Origin of the sequence: Pseudomonas monsensis (assembly GCF_014268495.2) — a bacterium.
Classification (GTDB): Bacteria; Pseudomonadota; Gammaproteobacteria; order Pseudomonadales; family Pseudomonadaceae; genus Aquipseudomonas; species Aquipseudomonas monsensis.
Genome location: NZ_CP077087.1, coordinates 3,457,947 through 3,478,015 on the forward strand (window position 1 = coordinate 3,457,947; position 20,069 = coordinate 3,478,015).

The 20,069-nt window shown below is 59.0% G+C and carries 20 protein-coding genes and 2 pseudogenes; 12 read left to right on the plus strand and 10 right to left on the minus strand.

Annotation, left to right across the window (positions count from 1 at the left end; all coding sequences use genetic code 11):
* Window positions 1–6 precede the first annotated feature (6 nt).
* Window positions 7–1,281, minus strand: coding sequence for an ABC transporter substrate-binding protein (locus tag HV782_RS15220; protein WP_186745349.1), 1,275 nt, complete (start codon window positions 1,279–1,281; stop codon window positions 7–9).
* Window positions 1,282–1,448: 167 nt separating this feature from the next.
* Here HV782_RS15220 and HV782_RS15225 point away from each other — a divergent pair, with 167 nt between their 5' ends.
* Complete coding sequence (locus HV782_RS15225) at window positions 1,449–3,014, plus strand: carbohydrate porin (protein WP_186745351.1); 1,566 nt, start codon at window positions 1,449–1,451, stop codon at window positions 3,012–3,014.
* A gap of 362 nt (window positions 3,015–3,376) precedes the next feature.
* Window positions 3,377–3,781 carry an acyl-CoA thioesterase gene (locus HV782_RS15230; protein WP_186745353.1) on the plus strand — a complete coding sequence of 135 codons (405 nt, stop codon included), beginning with the start codon at window positions 3,377–3,379 and terminating at the stop codon, window positions 3,779–3,781.
* Here the strand turns inward: HV782_RS15230 and HV782_RS15235 are convergent.
* The gene (locus HV782_RS15235; protein WP_225931018.1) at window positions 3,741–4,184 is read right to left on the minus strand and encodes a LysR substrate-binding domain-containing protein; all 444 of its coding nucleotides are present in this window, start codon (window positions 4,182–4,184) and stop codon (window positions 3,741–3,743) included. The genes HV782_RS15230 and HV782_RS15235 overlap by 41 nt on opposite strands.
* Between HV782_RS15235 and HV782_RS15240 the strand changes: the two are divergent.
* Window positions 4,122–4,313 (plus strand): annotated as a pseudogene (locus HV782_RS15240) (solute carrier family 23 protein); the annotation flags it as partial. The gene HV782_RS15235 and the pseudogene HV782_RS15240 overlap by 63 nt on opposite strands.
* 145 nt (window positions 4,314–4,458) lie before the next feature.
* Here the strand turns inward: HV782_RS15240 and HV782_RS15245 are convergent.
* Window positions 4,459–5,004 carry a hypothetical protein gene (locus HV782_RS15245; protein WP_186745355.1) on the minus strand — a complete coding sequence of 182 codons (546 nt, stop codon included), beginning with the start codon at window positions 5,002–5,004 and terminating at the stop codon, window positions 4,459–4,461.
* Between the two features lie 295 nt (window positions 5,005–5,299).
* On the opposite strand from HV782_RS15245, the pseudogene HV782_RS15250 reads away from it, so the two are divergent.
* The 3 genes and pseudogenes from HV782_RS15250 to HV782_RS15260 all read left to right on the plus strand — a co-directional run.
* Window positions 5,300–5,473 (plus strand): annotated as a pseudogene (locus tag HV782_RS15250) (aldehyde dehydrogenase family protein); the annotation flags it as partial.
* A gap of 79 nt (window positions 5,474–5,552) precedes the next feature.
* Window positions 5,553–5,987, plus strand: coding sequence for a YeeE/YedE family protein (locus HV782_RS15255; protein ID WP_186745357.1), 435 nt, complete (start codon window positions 5,553–5,555; stop codon window positions 5,985–5,987).
* A gap of 2 nt (window positions 5,988–5,989) precedes the next feature.
* Complete coding sequence (locus tag HV782_RS15260) at window positions 5,990–6,430, plus strand: YeeE/YedE family protein (RefSeq protein ID WP_186745359.1); 441 nt, start codon at window positions 5,990–5,992, stop codon at window positions 6,428–6,430.
* Window positions 6,431–6,620: 190 nt separating this feature from the next.
* Here the strand turns inward: HV782_RS15260 and HV782_RS15265 are convergent, their stop codons facing one another.
* Together HV782_RS15265 and HV782_RS15270 are read right to left on the minus strand one after the other, a co-directional pair.
* Complete coding sequence (locus HV782_RS15265) at window positions 6,621–7,943, minus strand: sensor histidine kinase (RefSeq protein WP_186745361.1); 1,323 nt, start codon at window positions 7,941–7,943, stop codon at window positions 6,621–6,623.
* The gene (locus HV782_RS15270; RefSeq protein WP_123468784.1) at window positions 7,940–8,599 is read right to left on the minus strand and encodes a response regulator transcription factor; all 660 of its coding nucleotides are present in this window, start codon (window positions 8,597–8,599) and stop codon (window positions 7,940–7,942) included. The genes HV782_RS15265 and HV782_RS15270 overlap by 4 nt, the downstream gene beginning before the upstream one ends.
* A 131-nt stretch (window positions 8,600–8,730) precedes the next feature.
* Between HV782_RS15270 and HV782_RS15275 the strand changes: the two genes are divergently transcribed.
* From HV782_RS15275 to HV782_RS15300, 6 genes are all read left to right on the plus strand, one after another.
* Window positions 8,731–9,054 (plus strand): PepSY domain-containing protein, encoded by a 324-nt coding sequence (locus HV782_RS15275; RefSeq protein WP_123468786.1) that lies wholly within the window; start codon window positions 8,731–8,733, stop codon window positions 9,052–9,054.
* An 85-nt stretch (window positions 9,055–9,139) separates the two neighbouring features.
* The gene (locus tag HV782_RS15280) at window positions 9,140–9,610 is read left to right on the plus strand and encodes a DUF2271 domain-containing protein (RefSeq protein ID WP_123469186.1); all 471 of its coding nucleotides are present in this window, start codon (window positions 9,140–9,142) and stop codon (window positions 9,608–9,610) included.
* Between the two features lie 25 nt (window positions 9,611–9,635).
* Window positions 9,636–11,816, plus strand: coding sequence for a PepSY domain-containing protein (locus HV782_RS15285; protein WP_186745363.1), 2,181 nt, complete (start codon window positions 9,636–9,638; stop codon window positions 11,814–11,816).
* A complete protein-coding gene (locus HV782_RS15290; RefSeq protein ID WP_186745455.1) occupies window positions 11,806–12,804 on the plus strand; it encodes an FAD:protein FMN transferase in 999 nt (332 codons plus the stop codon). The genes HV782_RS15285 and HV782_RS15290 overlap by 11 nt, the downstream gene beginning before the upstream one ends.
* A 3-nt stretch (window positions 12,805–12,807) precedes the next feature.
* Window positions 12,808–13,509, plus strand: a complete 702-nt coding sequence (locus HV782_RS15295; RefSeq protein ID WP_123468791.1) for a VIT1/CCC1 transporter family protein — start codon at window positions 12,808–12,810, stop codon at window positions 13,507–13,509.
* Window positions 13,510–13,593: 84 nt separating this feature from the next.
* A complete protein-coding gene (locus HV782_RS15300) occupies window positions 13,594–14,661 on the plus strand; it encodes an ArsO family NAD(P)H-dependent flavin-containing monooxygenase (protein ID WP_186745365.1) in 1,068 nt (355 codons plus the stop codon).
* 94 nt (window positions 14,662–14,755) lie between these two features.
* Here HV782_RS15300 and HV782_RS15305 read toward each other — a convergent pair whose 3' ends face one another.
* From HV782_RS15305 to HV782_RS15325, 5 genes are all read right to left on the minus strand, one after another.
* Window positions 14,756–15,883, minus strand: a complete 1,128-nt coding sequence (locus HV782_RS15305) for a GGDEF domain-containing protein (protein ID WP_186745375.1) — start codon at window positions 15,881–15,883, stop codon at window positions 14,756–14,758.
* Window positions 15,884–16,000: 117 nt separating this feature from the next.
* Entirely contained in the window at window positions 16,001–16,900 is a 900-nt protein-coding gene (locus HV782_RS15310; RefSeq protein ID WP_186745377.1) for a LysR family transcriptional regulator, read from the minus strand.
* Between the two features lie 106 nt (window positions 16,901–17,006).
* Complete coding sequence (locus tag HV782_RS15315; RefSeq protein ID WP_186745379.1) at window positions 17,007–18,149, minus strand: FAD binding domain-containing protein; 1,143 nt, start codon at window positions 18,147–18,149, stop codon at window positions 17,007–17,009.
* 50 nt (window positions 18,150–18,199) lie between these two features.
* A complete protein-coding gene (locus HV782_RS15320; protein WP_128615380.1) occupies window positions 18,200–19,312 on the minus strand; it encodes an alkene reductase in 1,113 nt (370 codons plus the stop codon).
* A gap of 39 nt (window positions 19,313–19,351) precedes the next feature.
* The gene (locus HV782_RS15325; RefSeq protein WP_186745382.1) at window positions 19,352–19,996 is read right to left on the minus strand and encodes a DsbA family oxidoreductase; all 645 of its coding nucleotides are present in this window, start codon (window positions 19,994–19,996) and stop codon (window positions 19,352–19,354) included.
* Window positions 19,997–20,069: the final 73 nt, after the last annotated feature.

The window sequence follows — 20,069 nt, forward strand, 5'->3', positions numbered from 1 at the left end:
TGTGGCTTACCAGTTCTGGCGTTTGATGCGCGTGAGTTCGCTTTCCAGTTCGGCCAGCGCCTGATCGACGGGCAACTCGCCCGCGAGCACGCCATGCACGCGATCGAAGAACGCATTGGAGACCCGCGGATAGCGATCGGCGGTGATTGACGCGGGGCGCATGACCCCATCGTTGAGAATGCTGTGCAACTGAGCGTAATAAGGCATGGCCGCGAGTAACTCGGGATCTTGATACAGCGACTCGATCACCGGGTTATAGGCGCCTGCCAGGGCTCGACGTTTTTGCTCCTGGGCGCTGGTCAGGTAGCTCACCAGCTTGGCGGCAAGTTCGGGATGGGCGCTGTAGCGCGATATCGCCAGGCCCCAGCCACCGAGGGTGGAGGCATGGTCGCCGGCCTCGCCGCCGCGGGGCAGGGGAGCGACCCCGACTTTGTCTTTTACGGCACTGTCCTGGCTTTGCACCAGGGCCCAGACATAGGGCCAGTTACGCATGAACAGCGCATTGCCCGACTGGAAAACGCCACGGCCTTCTTCCTCGGTGTAATTGAGCACGCCACGCGGGGAGATGTCGCCGACCCAGCTTTTCGCCAACGTCAAAGCTGCTCTTGAAGCCTGACTGTTGACCACGATGTCGCCGCGTTGATTGATCAGCCCGCCTTGCGGCTGGCTGCTGATCCACTCCAGCGCATTACACGTCAGTCCCTCGTAGGCGCGGCCCTGAAAGATGTAACCCCAGACATTGGCGTTCCCGGCGGTGCGCTCGGCCTGTTGAACATCCCTCGCGGTAGCAGTCATTTCTTCCCAGGTCTGGGGGACCTGCCGGTTGTATTTCTCAAGCAAGTCTTTGCGGTAATACAGCAGGCCCGAGTCGGTGAACCAGGGCATCGTCACCAAACGTCCGTTTACGGTGGCGTTATCGACCTGTGCCTGGAAGTAGCCTTGGGTCGCGTTGGCTGGAAGCACCTCACGCAGATCCATCAGATGTTTGGCCAGCATCCCCGGCCAGACCATGTCGATTTGAATGATGTCGATGTCGGCGGACTGCGCACTGAGGATCTGTTGATAGAACGACAACCTCTCGGTCGCCGAGTTAGGCGTGGAGACCACCTCGACGCTGTTGCCAGTCTGTTTCGACCACCTCTCGACGGCCTCCTTGCACAGTTGCAACTCCGCACCCACAGCACCGCACGAGATCGTCAGATCGGCTGCGCTCGATACGGATGGAAGTGCGGCAAACAGGGTGATCAATGTGGCGGGCAGGAGCGATTTCAGGTGTTTCATCGAGCGTCCTTTATTTTTGTTTTTAGAAAAGTTAACGTTAACATCGCCAAATGTAGCAGCGTATTTGCGATGAGGCACCCTTTTTTTCGTCGATTGCGACAACGCGCTGCTCCGGTAAAAAAACGCCAATAGCGTCAACCAACAATAAAAACAAACAGGGATTTCACATGCAGAAAGCAACAGGCTGGCTCCTGGCAGGTGTGCTCGGCACATCCGCGGCGACCTCTCAGGCAGCGACACTGGAACAGCGCATGGCCGCACTTGAAGCCCGTGCCAGCGCAGCCGAAAAGCGCGCAGCCACGGCCGAACAGCAGACCCAAATACTTGCCCGCGAATTGCAGCAGATCAAACTTGCGTCCCCTCCCTTGCAGCCCGCCGCGTCTAACGCAACAGCCATTTCGGCGCCTGACCTGGATACCCGACTGGCAAAACTCGAAGCCCGTCAGCAAAGCCCGGAGAAAGAGGGCAGTACCGGACACCTCACTGATGGGTTCAGCTTCAACGGCTATGCGCGCTCCGGATTGTTGGTCGACGAGGGACTCGGTGGTGGCCGTGGCGGCCCTTATACAACGCCGGCCGGCTCGGTGGGCGGTGCAGTGGGGCGACTCGGCAACGAAGACGACACCTACATGCGTATCGACCTGTCGAAAGAGATCCATGCACAAAACGGCACCCGCTCCAAGTTCACGGTTTCCATCGCCGACGGGGTGGAAAGCTCCAACGACTGGACGGCCGACGAAAGCAAACTCAACGTGCGCCAGGTATTCGCCACGCTCGACCATGTCGCCGCGTTCAAAGGCAATTCAGTGTTCGAGAACGCCACGCTGTGGGCAGGCAAGCGCTTCGACAGAGACAACTTCGATATCCACTGGCTGGACTCGGACGTCGTCTACCTGGCTGGCACCGGCGGTGGCATTTACGATGTGCAGATGAACAAGAACTGGCGCTCGAATTACTCCTTGATTGGGCGTAGCTACGGGGATTTCAGTCAAGGCGGTATCAATGCCGATGTGGAAAGCTACATTCTGACCTCCAACCAGTTTTTCGCGGATGGCCAGTGGCAATGGATGTACAACGCCATCGGTGCGAAGAAAAACGATTTCTCGACCCGCACCAATAAAGCCGGTTTGACGCCTGCGGATTCCGGCTTGCACAGCATGCTGGCCAATCACCAGAAAACTTTTTTCGGCAGAGAAGGCTTCTTCAAAACGGCGCTGCTCTATGGGCAAGGCCTGGGTGCAGAGGTCAAGAACGTTGGCTCGGACGGGGAGTTGATCGACGAGGCCCGCGCGCTGCGTCTGGCACTTTACGGGGAGACCCCGCTTGCGCCTGACTGGCGTATCGGGCCCAGCTTGCTGGCCGAGCAAAGCAAGGACCGATACGTCAAGGGTGACGACTACCGCTGGCTGACTCTGAACGTGCGACTGGCTAACAAAATCAACAGTAACTTCGAGATGGCCTACGAACTGAGCTGGCAAACCATGAACCTCGACCCCAAGGGCTATCTGCAACGTAATGCGGTTGACGGTAACTTCTGGAAATTCACGGTCGCCCCGACATTCAAACTTGACGTTGCAGATCTTCTTACGCGTCCTGAACTGCGAGTGTTCGCAAGCTTCATGAACTGGTCTTCGGATCTGGACAGATTCAGCACCACAGATGCCTTTGGCATGACCGACTTCCATGCGGGAGGTGTCTGGCAGTACGGCATTCAGATGGAGACCTGGTTTTAAAGGCCGAGAGACAAGTGCAGTGCGGCTTGGTCGCACTGCACCAAGCCAGCAGTGCTACATGCAAGAAGCCTATATCCCCGGTCAAGAACTAGCCATTTTCAAGCATGGCGGTGGTATTTTCCTGATCGTTATCATATGCACTACTTGCCGGGGCATCGTTGTCTGTCCGCACAACCAAACCCTTGTTAAGCGCCTTACCGTCGACATAGATACTTTGCATGCCTGCGCCCACGGCGCTGAACGTGGCCCCAGAGTCGCTTCGGCCATTCGTTTGAATGACCTGATAGAGTGGTAGGGCGGCCGTTGCGTTAATAGGCAAGATGCCGGCGGCGTGGCTAACCAATAACGACAGGGATGATTTAATGCCGGATGCAGTTTTTGTAAGTCGAACCATTTTGTTCGGAGATTGTGACCCGGCAGGAGTGGTTTACACTCCGCGGTTCTCATATTTTGCTGTAGAAGCTATCTATGTAGCGCTTGACCGGTGGCTGGGCGCTCCAGGGCTTAGAACTTTAATGGGTTTTAATATTCTGCCGCCGGTGCGCGCGATGTCGATAGAGTTGCTGAGCCCTGTAACGTGGGATGATGAAATGATTATAAAAGTCGGTGTGGCCAAGTTGGGCGCGCACTCGTTTACCTTTTTGGTTGAGGGTTTTTTAGGTAAGGACGTATTGGCTTTTACGGCGAATATCACCCACGTATGCGTCTCACCAGAAAGCAAGGAAGTTATACCCATTCCCGCTCAGTTGAGAGCACTTCTTTCATAAACTCCACCAGTTCACCCATGGCCAATTCACGCTTGATCAGTTGCCGGGGCAGGGTGGTCCAGTCGAGCACGGCACGAACCATTTCGAATAACGCCAGATAGCTTTCCGCTTGCCACAACTGGGTCGAGCGCAGGTATTCGCTGCGCGGCAATTTACTCGCGTGGGCGCTGAAGGCCAGGCGGCGATGAGCGTGCTGGTCGTCGAAAGTGACGGTATCGAGTTGTGCCAATGGATGGCCGGATTGGCAGACATGCAGCATGATCAATTTGCCCAGTTGCTGGAACGCAAGTTCCCTGGGTAACCCGCCAATCTGTTGCCGGGCTTGGCCACGGTCAGTGTGACATTGGTGATCATGGCCGGGACCACCGACAACTGCCTGGCGATCGGCAAACCGACCACGCAACGGACTCTCGATAACGCGTTTCGCGCTGACGGTTTCTCGACCATGCTCGGCTGCTTGTTCAACAGCTTTCCCTACAACGTCTTCACCCAGAACATCGGTTTGATTGCGCTTGAAGATGCTACGAGGAGGTGCTGGGTTGATTGTCGAAGTGGAGACATGCTTAGCGTGAGGGTGCCTAGCGCAATATATCATTTAACATAATATACATTATGCGAAGCGTCCTATAGAGGTCTGGGGGGCTCTGGTGGTCAGATTTGAAGGCAGGCACTGCCTCTTACGCATCACCTGGTCCAGCTTGCTGGTTGGCGATGTAACTCACAATGAATGCATCCTGCGATCCGCGCTCTTTGTGATATCCAACCACGTTGGCCAACGTCCACCGCAGCATCCTCATCAGAATCGGGTCAGAAAATTTTGCGCTGGTGGACTCGTATGGATACCGGCTGTTGGTGAACACGCGTCGATATCTCTCAAAGCAATCTTCTTGGCTGTCCAGTGCCAGGCTGCACCGGATCTGTTCAGGAACGGCATGAAACAACGTCAGCAAATCATGCCCATCAAGACGTTGGTTACGATCGGTTTTCCCCGAGTCCTGAAGCCGTTTGTGAGCCGCCTTGATGGCATCCTTATCAAGGTCGTAGGTTTCACCAGTGGTTCCTTGGTGCTGGTCAGGAATCGAAATAAAGCTCTTTAGCAGGATCTCCATACCGATCGCTGCATTGACTTGCGCTACGTGCGGTAGATGTTGCGCATCCAGCAGCTCCGCTGCTTTTAGGTAGCTGTGCGCGCTTTCCAGCATCCAGCCTGGGAAATGATTCATTGATGTTTTTTCCCTTATTGGCAGATGCTGATTTTCTCACCTTGAGCGTTATCGTCCATTTTTGGAAGATAGCGTTCAAGGATGAGCTACCCCTAGCTCATCTGATGAGCTACCCTACTCTTTTGATGCTATATAGTTATAACTAAACTAAATGCTTGTTTAGTTTAGTTATATATCAACGCTTTGCTGAACGCCTCGATGGTCACCCTTCAGGCTTACGACCAACAGCTGGCGCATTCAACCACGCGCCTTCTTCAGCGGGTCCGGGCATTAGCTATCGGCTTTGATGCGCTTGAGTTTGCCCGTAGTCAATCCGGCGACTGAAAGCGTAGTTGCAGAGCGTGCGGGTTTCCTTGGAAAGATTTACGACCTGATCCTTGAACGAAAAGAGCCACTTGCACAGGCGCTTTCTCTGGAAATGGGCGCTGCCATCGGTTTCGCCCGAGCAATGCAACTGACCGCTCTTGCGGTCAATGCGACGTCCATCAGATGATCAAGGTTGCATCGCGATTAACCTTCACTACACACGCCCCTGTAAGGAGAGCGTCATGATCGACATGAACCACTTCACGCCGTTGAGCGCCTTGCTCGGAGGCTTGCTGATCGGCACGGGGGCAGTGCTGTTGATACTGTTCAACGGGCGCATCGCAGGCATTAGCGGCATTGTCGGCAGTCTGCTGCGCCCGATAACCGGGGATGTAGCGTGGCGCGCGGCTTTCATTTTGGGCCTGCTAATGGCGCCATTGGCTTTTCGCCTGTTCGCCTCTTTACCCGCAATACAGATTGATGCCGGATATCCGTTATTGATTGTCGCGGGCCTGCTGGTCGGCATCGGCACCCGTTATGGCGCTGGCTGCACCAGCGGCCACGGTGTGTGTGGACTGTCGCGCTTATCGACGCGCTCTGTGATAGCGACACTGGTGTTCATGGGGGCGGGTTTCGTTACCGTTTTTGTCGTTAAGCACCTTCTGGGAGGTCTTTGACCATGGCGCTCTTCTACGCGTGGCTTGCCGGGCTGATTTTCGGTATCGGTTTGCTGATTTCCGGCATGACCAATCCCGCCAAAGTCATCGGCTTCCTCGATTTGGCCGGGCACTGGGATCCATCGCTGGCCTTCGTCATGGCCGGTGCCATTGCGGTGGCGGCGGTAGGCTTCAAATTCGCCAGAACCCGAACCCGGTCACTGCTCGGCCTGCCCATGAACCTGCCCACCGCTCGACACATCGACCGGCGACTGATCGTTGGCAGCCTCCTGTTCGGGATCGGCTGGGGCCTTGCAGGCGTCTGTCCGGGCCCGGCCTTGGTCCTGCTAGGTTCAGGCATCGGCAAAGGCGCCGTTTTTGTCATCGCCATGCTGGTCGGCATGGGGCTGTTTGAATGGCTGGAGCGAAAAAACAACGTGCTACGTCAACCCCCTCCTCCGTGAATAAACCGAGCTGATTCCTGTCCCTTCAACGTGCGTCAGTGAACAGACCTGACGCCGGCCAAAGCGCACGCTGTCCTTGGGCAAGTCGAATAATCGGCCTGCTGCCTTTCCATGTACCGAGGACATTGATCGGTGCGCGACGAAGGACAGTCCTATATGACGTCCACGATCAGCATCCAACTTTTACCCTCTACACAAACTGGACGTTCACTTCAAACCCGTCCCCCCTTCCTGTCGCCGGTGACACCAGGGTCATGTGGGCGCCGACACCCTGCACAATGGTTTTAGCAATGGCCAAGCCCAATCCTGTCCCACTGGCTTCGTTGTTACCTCGCACAAAGCGCTCGGTCAGGCGATGCAATACCGCTCGCGGCACCGCCGGGCCGCCGTTCACCACCCGCAGAAGCGCTTGATCGGTCAGGCTGACCTCGACCGGTTGGTCTGTCGCGCCGTATTTCAGCGCGTTTTCGATCAGGTTGCGCAACAGGATGGCGAAAGCATCGGGATCAATGGCCGAGAAAACGCTGGCTTGGCTTGGCAGTTGCAGCTTGATGCGCTGCCCGCTGCTGTGGTTCCACTCATCAACGACATGGGCCAACAACGGAATCAAGTCTTGGGGCGCTTCGGACAACAGGCCGCCCCCCTCGGCCTTGGCCAGTTGCATGAGTTTTTCCGAGAGCCGCGCCAATTCCCGTAACGAGTGCTCGATCTTCTCCGCACGCACCTGCAACGGGCCTTCGGGGGCTTCGTGGCGCAGGCGTTGAATCTGCGCCAACGTCGCCGCTAACGGTGTACGCAATTCATGGGCGCTGTTGGCCGTGAAGCTGCGCTCGGCCTCCAGCGCCTTGCGCAAACGCTCCAGCAAATGGTTGACCGCATCGGCCAACGGGTCGATTTCCGCCGGCAGACGCGCCACGTTGATCGGCGACAGATCGCCCACACCCCGCGATTCCACGGCGCGACGATAGGCCAACACGCTACGCAGGCTGATGCGCACAAATAACCAGGTGCCCAACAAGCTGATCGGGATCAGTGCCAGCAACGGCAATAACAAGGCAAACAGCGCTTCACGCGCAGCTTCTCGGCGATGCCCCAGAGGTTCGGCGATTTCGATAAACACCGTTCCTCGCAGCGCCGAGGCACTGTACAGACGGTACTTTTCAGTGGTGGAAAACCCTTCACTTGGCTGTTTGCTGAAGATCTTCGGGTTTGCGTCGTGGGATTGCATGAGAATCTCACCCGAGGCATCGCGCACCAGGTAGGTCAGGTATTCCTTGTGCATTTTCAGGGTGGCGACATGTTGCGACTCACGAGGGGCTTCGCGATTGCTGATTTCCAGCACGGCCAGAGGCAGGATGCGCTGCGCGGTCTCTTCCAGTGCACTGTCGAACGCTTCGTTCAGCTCATGCTGCACCACCAGCCATGCGCCGACCGTTGCGCCGAGCCAGAGTAAGGTCATGCCCAGGGTCAACCCCAGGCCCAGACGTTTTTGCAGGCTTGACGGCGACTTCATGCGCTCATCAACCGGTAACCCATGCCGCGTACGGTTTCAATCAGCTCGCGACCGAGTTTTTTGCGCAAGCGGCTGATGTAGACCTCGATGGTGTTGCTCTCGATTTCGGCGCCAAAGGCGTACAAGCGCTCTTCGAGTTGCGACTTCGACAGCAAGGCGCTGGGGCGCTGGACAAAGGCCTCGAACAACGCCCATTCACGGGCCGTAAGGTCGACAGTAGTGCCGGCGCGCTGAACGGTGCGTGCGTTCATGTCGACTTGCAAATCACCGAACCTGATTTGCGGATTGGGATTACCGCTGTAACGCCGGGCCACCGCCGCTACCCGAGCCGAGAGTTCGAACAGATCGAACGGTTTGACGAGGTAGTCGTCGGCGCCAGCATTGAGGCCGGCAATGCGATCGGAAATCTGGTCCTGGGCGGTGAGGATGATGACCGGGGTCACGTCCCCCGCTGCGCGCTGCTGACGCAAGAAGTCCAGCCCGCGACCGTCCGGCAGCATCAAATCCAGCAGGATCAGGTCATAAGGCGTCGTGCGCACACTGTTGCGCGCATGGTCCAGACGCTGCACCCAGTCCACGGCGTGGCCGTCATCGGCAATCTGCTCGCGCACCGCCTCCCCTAAGCCGGGTGCGTCCTCGACCAATAAAACCCGCATCTGGCACCTCCTGCGATGGTTGTCGGGTAACACCTTAACGACCTTAGCTGACGTGAATCTGAAGATTCAGCGGGTTGTCAGGAATAACCGTCAGGGTATGCCACACACGCCAACCCGGCAGGAGACAGATCATGAAATCAGCATTTATTGCCAGTTCCACGCTGTTGTGTGTGCTACTCAGCGCTTATGCCTTGGCCGATGATGAGTGCAGCGACCCCGTCAGCGACTGGCAGCCACGCGAAACCCTGCGTCTGCAAGTGGAGCAGCAATGGGGCTGGAGCGTGCAGCGCATCAAGGTTGACGACGGTTGCTACCAACTCAACGGCGCTGATCGCAGGGGCAACGCTATAGAGGCCCGTTATGCCCCCGCCTCCCTGCGGTTGCGCACGTTACAGATCGATTTCGGCGACAACGGCGATGCGCGGGACTACCTCGCCAGCCCTGTCCGCGAATGATCGTGGCCGATGATTCCAGGTTGTTCAGGTTGTTGTCAGCCAAAGGGTCCAGGCTTTCGCCTCAATGCTCAAACAGGACACCCTCATGAAAAAGATCATCGCTGCAAGCTGTCTCATCGGTGCCATTGCCCTGCCGGGGCTGGCCCAGGCCCGTGAAGTGACCCTGACGACCCAACTCAAGAACTACAGCGGAAATGATGCGTACCTGGCGATCTACGTCACCGACGCCAATGGCCAGTACCAGAAAACCCTGTGGGTGGCCGGCAAGAAGGCCAAGTATTACCGGCACTTGACCGACTGGGCCCGTGGCAGCGGTATGAACCGGAGTGAATTTGACGGGGTCAGTGGCGCCAGTGTCGGCAGCGGTCAAACGCTCAAAGTCAGCGTCGAACTGGCCGACACCTTGATTGACGCCGGGTATCAGATCCGTATCGACAGTGCCGTGGAGAGCAAACGCGAAGCTCGCGTCGATATCAGCGTCCCCCTGACCTCCAAAGGATCGGGTTCCCCGGTGACGGGCAGCACTTACGTCGACTCCTTTACCTACGACCTGTAGCTCCCGTCATTTCTGGAGGCTGAATATGCTTCGCCAGTTCCATTCTGTGCCCGGCCTGATCGCGGCCCTGCTGGTCATGTTATTGGCCATCAGCGGCGCCGTATTGTCCGTCGATCCAGCGCTTGAGCGCCTGCACAGCACGTCCACGGCGGCCGGCCAACTCAATGTCGGTCAATTGGCCGCGCGCGTAGCCAGCCACTTTCCGGGGGTGGAGCAAATCCAGCGCACTGCGTCGGGAACCGTCATCGTTTATTACAACCAGGACGGTCAGGCCGGGGCCGAAAAAGTTGACCCACTGACCGGCCAGGGCCTCGCGCCTTATGAGCTTTCGGCCTTCTCACGCTGGATGAAAGACCTGCACCGTTCACTGTTCATGGGGACACCCGGCCACGGGGTGTCGGGCATTGGCGCGCTGTTCATGTTGATCCTGTCAGTGTCCGGCTCGTTGCTGCTGGCCCGGCGCCTGGGCGGCTGGCGCAACCTGCTGCGCCCGCTGCGCGGCAGCTTCAGTCAGCGCTGGCATGCCGAAGTCGGGCGCCTGGCTTTGCTTGGCTTACTATTGTCGGCCCTGAGCGGGCTTTACATGTCCGCCACCACCTTCGGTTTGATCACCGACGGCAGTCAGTACGAGCCCGCCTTCCCCACTCACCTCAGCGTCGGCACGGCGTTGCCGGTGGCGAACCTGCAAGCCTTGCAGGCCACCGACGTCAATGACCTGCGCGAGCTGGTCTACCCCAGCCCCGGCAACCCGCAAGACGTGTTCTCGCTGCGTACCGCCCAAGGCGACGGTTATGTGGACCCGGTCAGCGGCACTTTGCTGTCTTGGCAAGCCCACGACTCGATGCGCCAGGCTTACGAGCTGATCTACCAATTGCACACCGGTCAAGGCCTCTGGTGGCTGGGCCTGCCGCTCGGTCTCTGTGCGCTCTGTGTGCCGTTGATGAGCGTAACCGGCATCCTGCTCTGGTGGCGCCGCCGCAAGGCTGGTCCGAACATCCGTCACAACAGCCCCGTCCACTCCGCCGATAGCGTGATTCTGGTGGGCAGTGAAAATAACAGCACGTGGGGCTTTGCCAAAACCCTGCACGATGCCTTGCACCAGGCCGGGCATCGCGTGCACAGCGCACAGATGAATGAATGGAGCGGCGATTACCGCAGCGCCCAACGGCTGTTCATTCTTACCGCTACCCATGGCGACGGAGATGCCCCTGCCTCGGCGTCGCAATTCCTGACACGGCTGACTCGGGTTGGCCTCAAGCCAGGCCTGCCGTTTGCGGTGCTGGGCTTGGGGGATCGACAGTTTCCGAAATTCTGTCAATACGCCCATCAAGTTCACGATGCGTTGGTGCAGGCTGGTGGCACAGCATTAGTGGAGCTGGAAAAAATCAATCGCCAGTCCCCTCAAGAGTTCGCGCGATGGGGGCATGCGTTAGGCGATGCACTGGGACATGATCTGCCCCTGGTCCACACCCCGCAGCAGCCGCGTACTCATCAACTGGTGTTGCACGAATGCATTGTCTACGGCGAGCAGGTGAATACGCCGACCCACATTCTGCGCTTCAAGGCACTGGGTGAGTTACCAGCCTTCCAGGCTGGAGACTTGGTCGGGATTCTACCGCCGGGCAGCCCCGTCCCGCGCTACTACTCACTGGCGAGCGGCTCCGACGACGGCGTGCTGGAGATCTGCGTCCGTAAACACGAAGGCGGTTTGTGCTCGGCGTTCCTGCATGGCTTGAGCCTTGGCGCATCGATCCAGGCCTTTATCCAGCCCAATCCACAATTTCGACCTGCATCGGGCGCCCACCCGGTGATCCTGATCGGCGCCGGCACTGGCATTGGTCCGTTGGCCGGGTTTATTCGCAACAACAAAGCCCGGCATCCGATGCATCTGTATTGGGGCGGGCGCAACCCAGCGTCGGATTTCCTCTACGAACCGGAGCTCAACCGTTACCTGGCCGACCGGCGCCTGACCGCATTGCGCGCAGCGTTCTCCCAGGTTCAGGATCACAGTTACGTGCAAGACCGGCTGATCAGTGATGCCCTGGCGTTGCGTCGGCTGATTGAAAAAGGCGCTCAGGTGTTGGTATGTGGCAGCCGCGAAATGGCCAAAGGCGTGATGCAGGCCCTGGACGAAGTCTTGGCGCCGCTCAACCTGAGTGTGCTGACCCTCAAGACACAAGGACGCTACCGTGAAGATGTCTACTGATGGGCAACGCTACAGCCTGAACGGCGAGACCATGGGCACCCGCTACACGGCGTTGTTCTATGCCGATGCGGGCATCGACACCGACGAAATCGGCCACCGTCTCGCCCAGGCCGTGGGCCTGGTTGACCAACAAATGTCCACCTGGAAAGCCGACTCCGACCTCAACCGTCTCAACGCCGCCCCCGAGCAGCAATGGTTGTCAGTGCCCAAGGAGTTGGCCACGGTGCTGGCCGCCGCGCTACGGGTCAGTCAGCAATCGAGCGGTGCTTTTGACATTGCCGTGGGTGATCTGGTGGGCGCCTGGGGGTTCGGCCCCGGCGAACAGACGGTGACTGAACAGGCACCGGTGCCAACCTCAGCGCACACGCGACCGTCCGCCTGCGCTGCGTTGATGGTTGACCTGCAACGCCATCAGGTGCGCAAACGAGCGCCGCTGCACCTTGATTTGAATGGCATCGCCAAGGGCTTCGGCGTAGATGAACTGGCCCGCTGCCTGGAAGGGTTTGGCATCACGCGCTATCTGGTCGGCATTGATGGTGAGATGCGCGCCCGCGGGATCAAGCCGGATGCGCAACCCTGGGTCGTGGCGATTGAAAAACCCCGGCGGGGCGTGCGTGAAGTGATGGGCGTGATGGAGCTCGGCGATGCTGCCATCGCAACATCGGGGGACTATCGACAGTGGGTCGAGGTGAACGGACAAACCTACGCCCACACCATGAATCCGGCCACCGGAGCGCCACTGCGCAACCGGCTGGCAGCGGTCAGCGTGGTAGCGGCCTCGTGCATGCTCGCCGATGCCTGGGCCACGGCGCTGATGGTGTTGGGCGAAACCGAAGGCCCGCGCCTGGCGCAGGAACGCGGGATGGACGCCTTGTTCGTGCTGCACGATGGTCAACAGTTTAAAGAGATTTCTATAGTCGGCGGCCAGTTGCAGGCGCACATTGACAGCCGTGCGATTGATTCGCCCCACGAACGTGAGCCCCGCTAAACCATGAAATTCATGCACAGGCACACCGAGTTACACCGCAGTGATCGTATTGGCTGGCTACGTGCAGCCGTCTTGGGGGCCAACGACGGAATCGTTTCCACCGCCAGCCTGTTGATCGGCGTCGCCGCCGCCAACGCCAGTCACGCCACGCTGCTAGTCACCGGGATGGCCGGACTGGTAGCGGGCGCGATGTCCATGGCGGCAGGGGAATACGTATCGGTGCACTCTCAGGCGGACACCGAACGGGCCGACCTTTCGCGCGAACGGGCCGAACTGGCCAGCGATCCAAAGGCGGAACACATCGAACTGGCGAACATTTACATCCAGCGCGGTGTCTGGCCCGAACTGGCTCATCAAGTGGCCGACCAATTGATGGCCCATGACGCCCTCGGCTCTCACGCGCGGGACGAACTGGGCATCAGCGAAACACTCACTGCCAAACCTCTGCAGGCCGCCCTCGCCTCGGCCGCCAGCTTCGTGGTCGGCGCAGCGCTGCCGTTGGCGGTGACTTTCATCGCGCCAGCGAACAGTGTCGTGCCGTGGATGTGCGGCATGTCGCTGGTTTTTCTCGGTAGCCTGGGGGCCGTGGCAGCCAGGGCTGGGGGTGCCAGCATCCTGACCGGTGCCTGGCGCGTGACGGTGTGGGGTGTGTTGGCCATGGGTATCACGGCGCTGGTGGGGTCGTTGTTCGGGGCAGTGGTTTAAATCGCAGCTGCTTGAGGAACGTCAGAAAACACTCGGTTTGGATGGGGTAACGTAGCCTGACGCTCGCTGACCTGAGGATTCCGTATGCCTGCCAACTGCATTGACGTGGATGTTGCGATTATTGGCGGTGGCCAGTCTGCACTCGCGGTGGCTTACTTCCTGCGCCGAACCGGGCGCTCCTTCGTAATCATCGACGCTGAAGACGCACCGGGTGGCGCCTGGCGACATGGCTGGAATTCTCTACGACTGTTTTCACCCGCGACGTGGAGTTCCATCGCAGGCTGGATGATGCCACCGGTCACAGACGGCTACCCCAGCCGCGACAACGTGCTGGATTATCTGCGTCAGTATGAGCAACGCTACCAATTCCCGATCGAACGTCCCTATTGGGTGAATGCCATCGAGCGCCGGGGTAATCGCCTTCATGTAAAGGCCCAAGACCGCAGCTGGCTAGCCCGCGCAGTGGTCAGCGCGACCGGCACCTGGCGCCATCCCTACCTGCCGCATTACCCCGACAGCGAAACCTTTAATGGCCAACAGTTGCATTCGGCCCACTACGTCGATGCCAGGCCGTTTGCCGGGAAAAAAGTCCTGGTGGTGGGCGGTGGCAACTCCGGTGCACAGATCCTCGCGGAAGTCTCAAAGGTGGCCGACGTCACGTGGGTCACTCCGCAACCGCCGCAATTTCTCGCCGATGACGTAGATGGCCGGGTACTGTTCGAACGCGCCACCGAACGCTGGAAAGCCCAGCTCGCCGGCAAAGTCGTGGAGCAACCGGTCGGTGGCTTGGGTGACATCGTGATGGTGCCGCCGGTCCTCGAGGCCCGGGAACGCGGCGTACTGCACGCGGTTCGGCCATTCCTGCGCTTCACCGAAAACGGCGTGACATGGGCCGATGGCTTGCAGACGCCGGTCGATGTTGTCATCTGGTGCACCGGCTTCCGCCCTGCCCTCGGCTATCTGCAATCACTGGGTGTATGCACCGCCGACGGGCGTGTGGCCGTTGAAGGCACGCATTCGATGAAGGAGCCGCGCTTGTGGTTGGTCGGTTATGGAGACTGGACCGGCGCCGCTTCAGCGACACTGATTGGCGTCACCCGCACAGCGCGCAGCACCGTTGAGGAGATTGAGCGGTTTTTAAAGACGCAGTGAGTCGGCGAGCTCCAGGACTGCGAAACAATGACGACGACCTTCCAGCCGAAGTCATCAGCGGCCGCCGCCGTGATGCCCTACTGAGCGAAAAGCGCTATTGAGCAACAGCCACTTGATTACGACCATATGACTTGGCTCTGTATAGCGCTCTGTCGGCATTGTTCATCAAACTGTAGAGACTATCGTCGGTGAAATCCGATGACGCCACGCCAAGGCTGGCCGTTATGCGGTCAGCAGGCTCTGCCTTCAGTCCGGCGATAGCCTGCATCAGCTCCTGCGCGATACTCGTCGCCACTTCAATGCTGGTATCGGGAAGCAAAATAGCGAATTCCTCGCCCCCTAGCCTGCCATGTACATCGTTTTTACGGATCGACGCACTGATGACCGCACCCACCTGACGCAGAACCTGATCCCCTACCTGGTGACCGTAAGAATCGTTGATGTGCTTGAAGTGATCCATATCGAGCATCACGGCGCAAAGTACCGAACCGTTGCTTTTGCATTCACTGTAGAGCTGGTGGGCGTCATCGAAAAAAGCGCGGCGATTCTTCAGGCCAGTCAGTTCATCGGTTCGAGCGGCTCTGATGGAAAGCCTGTTTTCCCGCTCCATTTCACGGGTCAGACGAAACGCGGTTTCCAGGGCGTCTGACATTCTGCGAGTGGCGCTGGCTACAAATGAGGCAAACACAAACACGGCGAGGGCCATGCCTTCTTGCAAGGTTGAGGGTTGAAACAACAGCCACGTTGAACAAGGCAATAGAACCAGGCCGATGGATAACATCGTCATGTTCCGATAGGCCGAATAACACGATACCGCGCTGACAGACATCCCGACCGTAAAAAGCATCACCATCGCCTGGGCCAACAGGTCATGGGCCGGTATGACCGCGAGTGCCCCGGCGCCCCATATACCGGCGGACAACACAAGTGTGCACCAGTATTTTCGCTCCCAACGCTTGGGCGTGCGTTCAGTGACGGGGCTACGAAAATAGCCAATGAACATCCAGATACGCAGTAACGTCGACACCGTCAATAACGCTATCCATCCAACAACCACCGTGTGATCGAACCGATCCCAACACAGCCAACAAAGCATGACGGCTGCCATATAACTGCCGAAAACGGCAGCACCTGATTGTCGAAATAACTGCTGCAAGCGATCTGTTCGAACCTGTTCGGCTATGTGTGAGCCCTGATCACTTCCTAGCTCAAGATCATCCATTTAATCCGCCTGAACATGATGAATCGACAGGCTAAATTGTGGCACCTCGCCAGCAACGCAAACAACAGAGAATTAACAATACGCACAATCTTTACCAACGGCTGGCGCAGGCCGTGCTCAGGCCGCGAGTATTTCCTGAAGAAACGCGATGAACACATTGATGCGACTCGAACCCCGGTGGTTGGGCAAATACAGCGCGTTGATGCAGGTGCTTGCGCTACCGGGGTTGATCTCATAGTGCTCCAGCACCCGCGTCAACCGGCCTGCACTGACATCCTCGTGCACCAGCCAATCGGCCAATAGCGTCATCCCGCCACCGGCCAAGGCCGCCTCGCGCAGAATGTCGGCATTGTTGCTTTGCAGCCGTCCTTGCACATCCACGTGGGTGACATCCCCTGCGCCCTTGAATGTCCAGTTGTTCTCGCCCTTGCGGTAATCGAAACGCAGGCATTGATGCTCAAGCAAATCACGTGGATGTCGCGGCAGGCCGGTTCGCCTCAGATAGTCGGGACTGGCCACAATCCAGCGCTGGAAACCACCCAGCCGCTTGCTGACGATGTCATCGCTGACGACCGATGAACCGAGGCGCACTGACACATCGATTTGCTCGCTCAGCAGGTCACTGACCTCGTCGCTCAGCGACAGACTGATTTCCAGGCCCGGATGACGCTCAAGCAAGCGCCCCAAGTGCGGAGCGATGATTCGCCGGCCAAACTCCACCGGCACGCTGACCCGTAAACGTCCTTGAGCTTCGCTGCCACGGTCGGCAACGGTGGCATCGGCGGCGTCGATGGCCGCGAGAATCGCCACAGCTTTATCGAAATAGTGCTGCCCCGCCACCGTGACGCTGGTGTTGCGTGTCGTGCGGTTGAGCAGGCTGGCGCCCAGCTCACTCTCCAGCCCCGCGACTTGTCGCGTCACCGATGAAGTCGAGATGCCAAGCTTGCGCGCTGCAGATGAGTAACCTCCGCAGCGCACCGTTTCGACAAACATCTTCAGCGCCAGCAACTTATCCATGTCCTGATTCCGGAATCGAAAGGTAAACACAGCGACTGTGCACGACCTGGCAGCGCGAGTCTTGCATGGCTGTGCTCTGTTGGATCAACGCCCACAGCCCGCGCTGTCAGGCCTGGGCAATCCCCATGATCCGATTGCCCATGCTCACGCCCCAATCCCCCATGCGCCGGCCTTCTGCAAGTTGCTGTTGCTGCCAGGCCAACAGGGCATGATCGAGGTCGCCGGAGTCGTCGATGGTTTGCGCCAGGGACAGCGCATTGCGGGCTGCCTTGGCTGTGCTGCCGGCGGTATGAGGACGCGGCACAAACGCGGCGTCGCCCGTCAACAGCACGCGACCGAACACCATTTGCGGGACTTGGAAATCAAGGATCGCTTGCACAAAAATGTCCCGGGTCTGGCGAATCAGCTCGCGGAAAGCCGGGTTCACCAGCCGCTCAGCCATTTCCCGGATGTAAGCCTCCTGTCCAGCGGCCAAGGTCCCGGGTGGAATCGAGTGGCTGCGCCGATGGTCGTTGTTGTCAGTGAGCACGGCATCCAGTTCCGGCCCTGGTGCCGCTTTCAAATACCACAGCCAGTTGAACCGACGCTCGCCAGGCTTAACGGAACCACTCACACCCGGCACCATGTATTCGAGCATCAGCGATTCAGGGTCTTGCTGAAAAACAAAGTCCTCGTAAAGCTGTGTCTTGGCGAAGTCTGGCAGCTGCTGTTCATCGACCAGCCCACGCCACACCACATACCCCGAGTAGGCAGGCGCCGCACCGGGCAGCACCACGCTGCGCACGCTCGACCCCGCGCCATCAGCGCCAATCAGCAAGTCGCCCTCGGCAGCGCTGCCATCGGCAAACATCGCCGTGACGCGGTGTTCATTCTGCGTCAGATCGACCAACGTCTTGCCACGGTGATAATGCTCGGCAGGAAATGCAGACAATAATGAGCTGTACAGGGCGTTCCAGGACGTCTGGGTTTGCGGCATCGGCTCTTTATGCACGACGCTGCCTGCCCGATCCAGATAAAGCCGATCATGGGAGCGGACGCCGAGCGCCCCGGCAGGATGAATGCCCGCATAACGAAAATGGTGCAGGACATCCGCTTGCAGAACGATGCCTCCGCCGCGGCTATCCAGCGCGGCGGGAGATCGCTCGTAAATATCGACCTGCCAACCGATCGCGCGCAATGCCGTGGCGGCGAACAGCCCTCCCAGAGAACCACCAATGACCAAGGCCTTCGAAACGCCTGAACTCTTCATAGCTTTCTCCTCGTTGCCGGGTGATTCCCCAGACTCCGTTGAGCGATGGCTCATGCCAACACCGGATAGTCGATGTAGCCCTTGGCGTCGCCGCCAAAAAAGCTGTTGCCGTCGGCAACGTTGAGTGGCTTGCGACCGCGCAAGCGCGTGGGCAAGTCAGGGTTGGCAATAAACGGACGACCAAACGCGATGATGTCCGCACGGCCCTGCGCAATGGCCTGCTCGGCCGTTTCGCCGCTGTAGCCTCCGGCCAACATCAGAACGCCGTGAAACTGCGCGCGCAGTTGCTTGATGATCGCATCCCAGCGTGGATCATTACTTTCATCGAGCACGGTGCCGACCATCATCGGTTCAACCAGGTGCAGGTAAGCCAGATCCCAGTGATTGAGCCGGGATGCGATGTAGCCGAAGGTTTGCTCCGGGGTGTCATCGCCCATTCCCATGAAACGTCCCATCGGTGTCAGGCGAACGGCAACCCGCTCGGCACCGATTTGCGCAGTCACGGCATCGACGACTTCAAGCAGCAAGCGTGCACGGTTTTCGATGCTTCCACCGTAGCGGTCACTGCGCTGATTGCTGGCACTGTTAATGAACTGGTCGAGCAGGTAGCCATTGCCCGCGTGAATTTCCACGCCATCCATACCGGCGAGCATCGCGTTACGGGCGGCGGCGCGGAAGTCGGCGATGATTGCTTCGATGCCTGGAATGTCCAGCGCTTGCGGGACAGGCACATCGCCCCAGACGCCCTCGCCCCGTTCGTTCAAGATAAAAGTCTTGCCGGGCACCGGCTGCGCGGTCGGCGCCACCGGCAAGCCGCCGTTGGGCTGGAACACCGGGTGCGACACTCGGCCCACATGCCACAGTTGCAGGAAAATGCGCCCGCCTTCTGCGTGTACGGCCTCGCTGACAGCCTTCCAGCCTTCAATCTGCTCGTCGCTATGGATGCCGGGCGTCCAGGCGTAACCCTGGCCCTGCTGCGAAATCTGGGTCGCCTCGGTAATGATCAAAGCGGCACTGGCACGCTGACGGTAATACTCGACGTTCATTGATGTGGGGACGTTGCCCGGTTGGCCCGCCCGCGAGCGAGTCAGTGGTGCCATGGCGACGCGGTGCTTCAAGCTGAGTTGGCCGAGCTTGATCGGGCTGAACAAGTGCTGAGTCATGATGATATTTCCTGTATGGGGAGGGACTGAACAGACGCCTCAGGCGGCCTGGTTGCGTTCCAGTATCTGGATCATTATTTCGATGGGTTGGGCGCCGTTGATGACGTCATCGGCGATCTGCACAGTCGGCACCGAGCGCAGACCGGACGCCTTGGATCGGCCTTCGAGTGCCAAGACTTGCGCTGTGCCTTCATCGGCCTTGAGGAAGTCGACAATGGCGCCTCTGTCCTGCCCGGTTTCGGCACAGATGTCAGCCAGCACCGTAAGGTCGCCGATGTCCCGCCCTGCGCCGAAATACGCCCTGAAAATGGCCCTGACCAGCGGGGACGCGTCCCTGCCCGCCTGTTGCTCGCGCCATACCAAGCGATGCGCGGCGAGCGTGTTGGGCGTTTTTTCGACGCGCTCATAATCGAACTCAAGGCCGACAGCCTTACCGGCGTGGGTGACCTGAGCGTCCAGCGCCTGGCTACGTGCCCAGCTGCCGAACTTGCCAGAGCGATAGGCTTTGCGATCCATGCCTTGAACAGGCATGTCCGGGTTCAACTGATAAGGCAGGAAACGAATAGAGTGGCTGGTTGAAAACCCCGTGGCGGCCAGTGCGCGTTCGAGATTTTCCTCACCGATCCAGCACCATGGGCAGATGAAGTCGTAAGTCACCTGAATCGTGGATGAGTGCATGCTCATGAGGGGCTCCGTGGTTGAATGTTGCACCCCCCCAAGGTAGGTGTCCGGGCGCCGCCAGAGAATCCACCTGTTG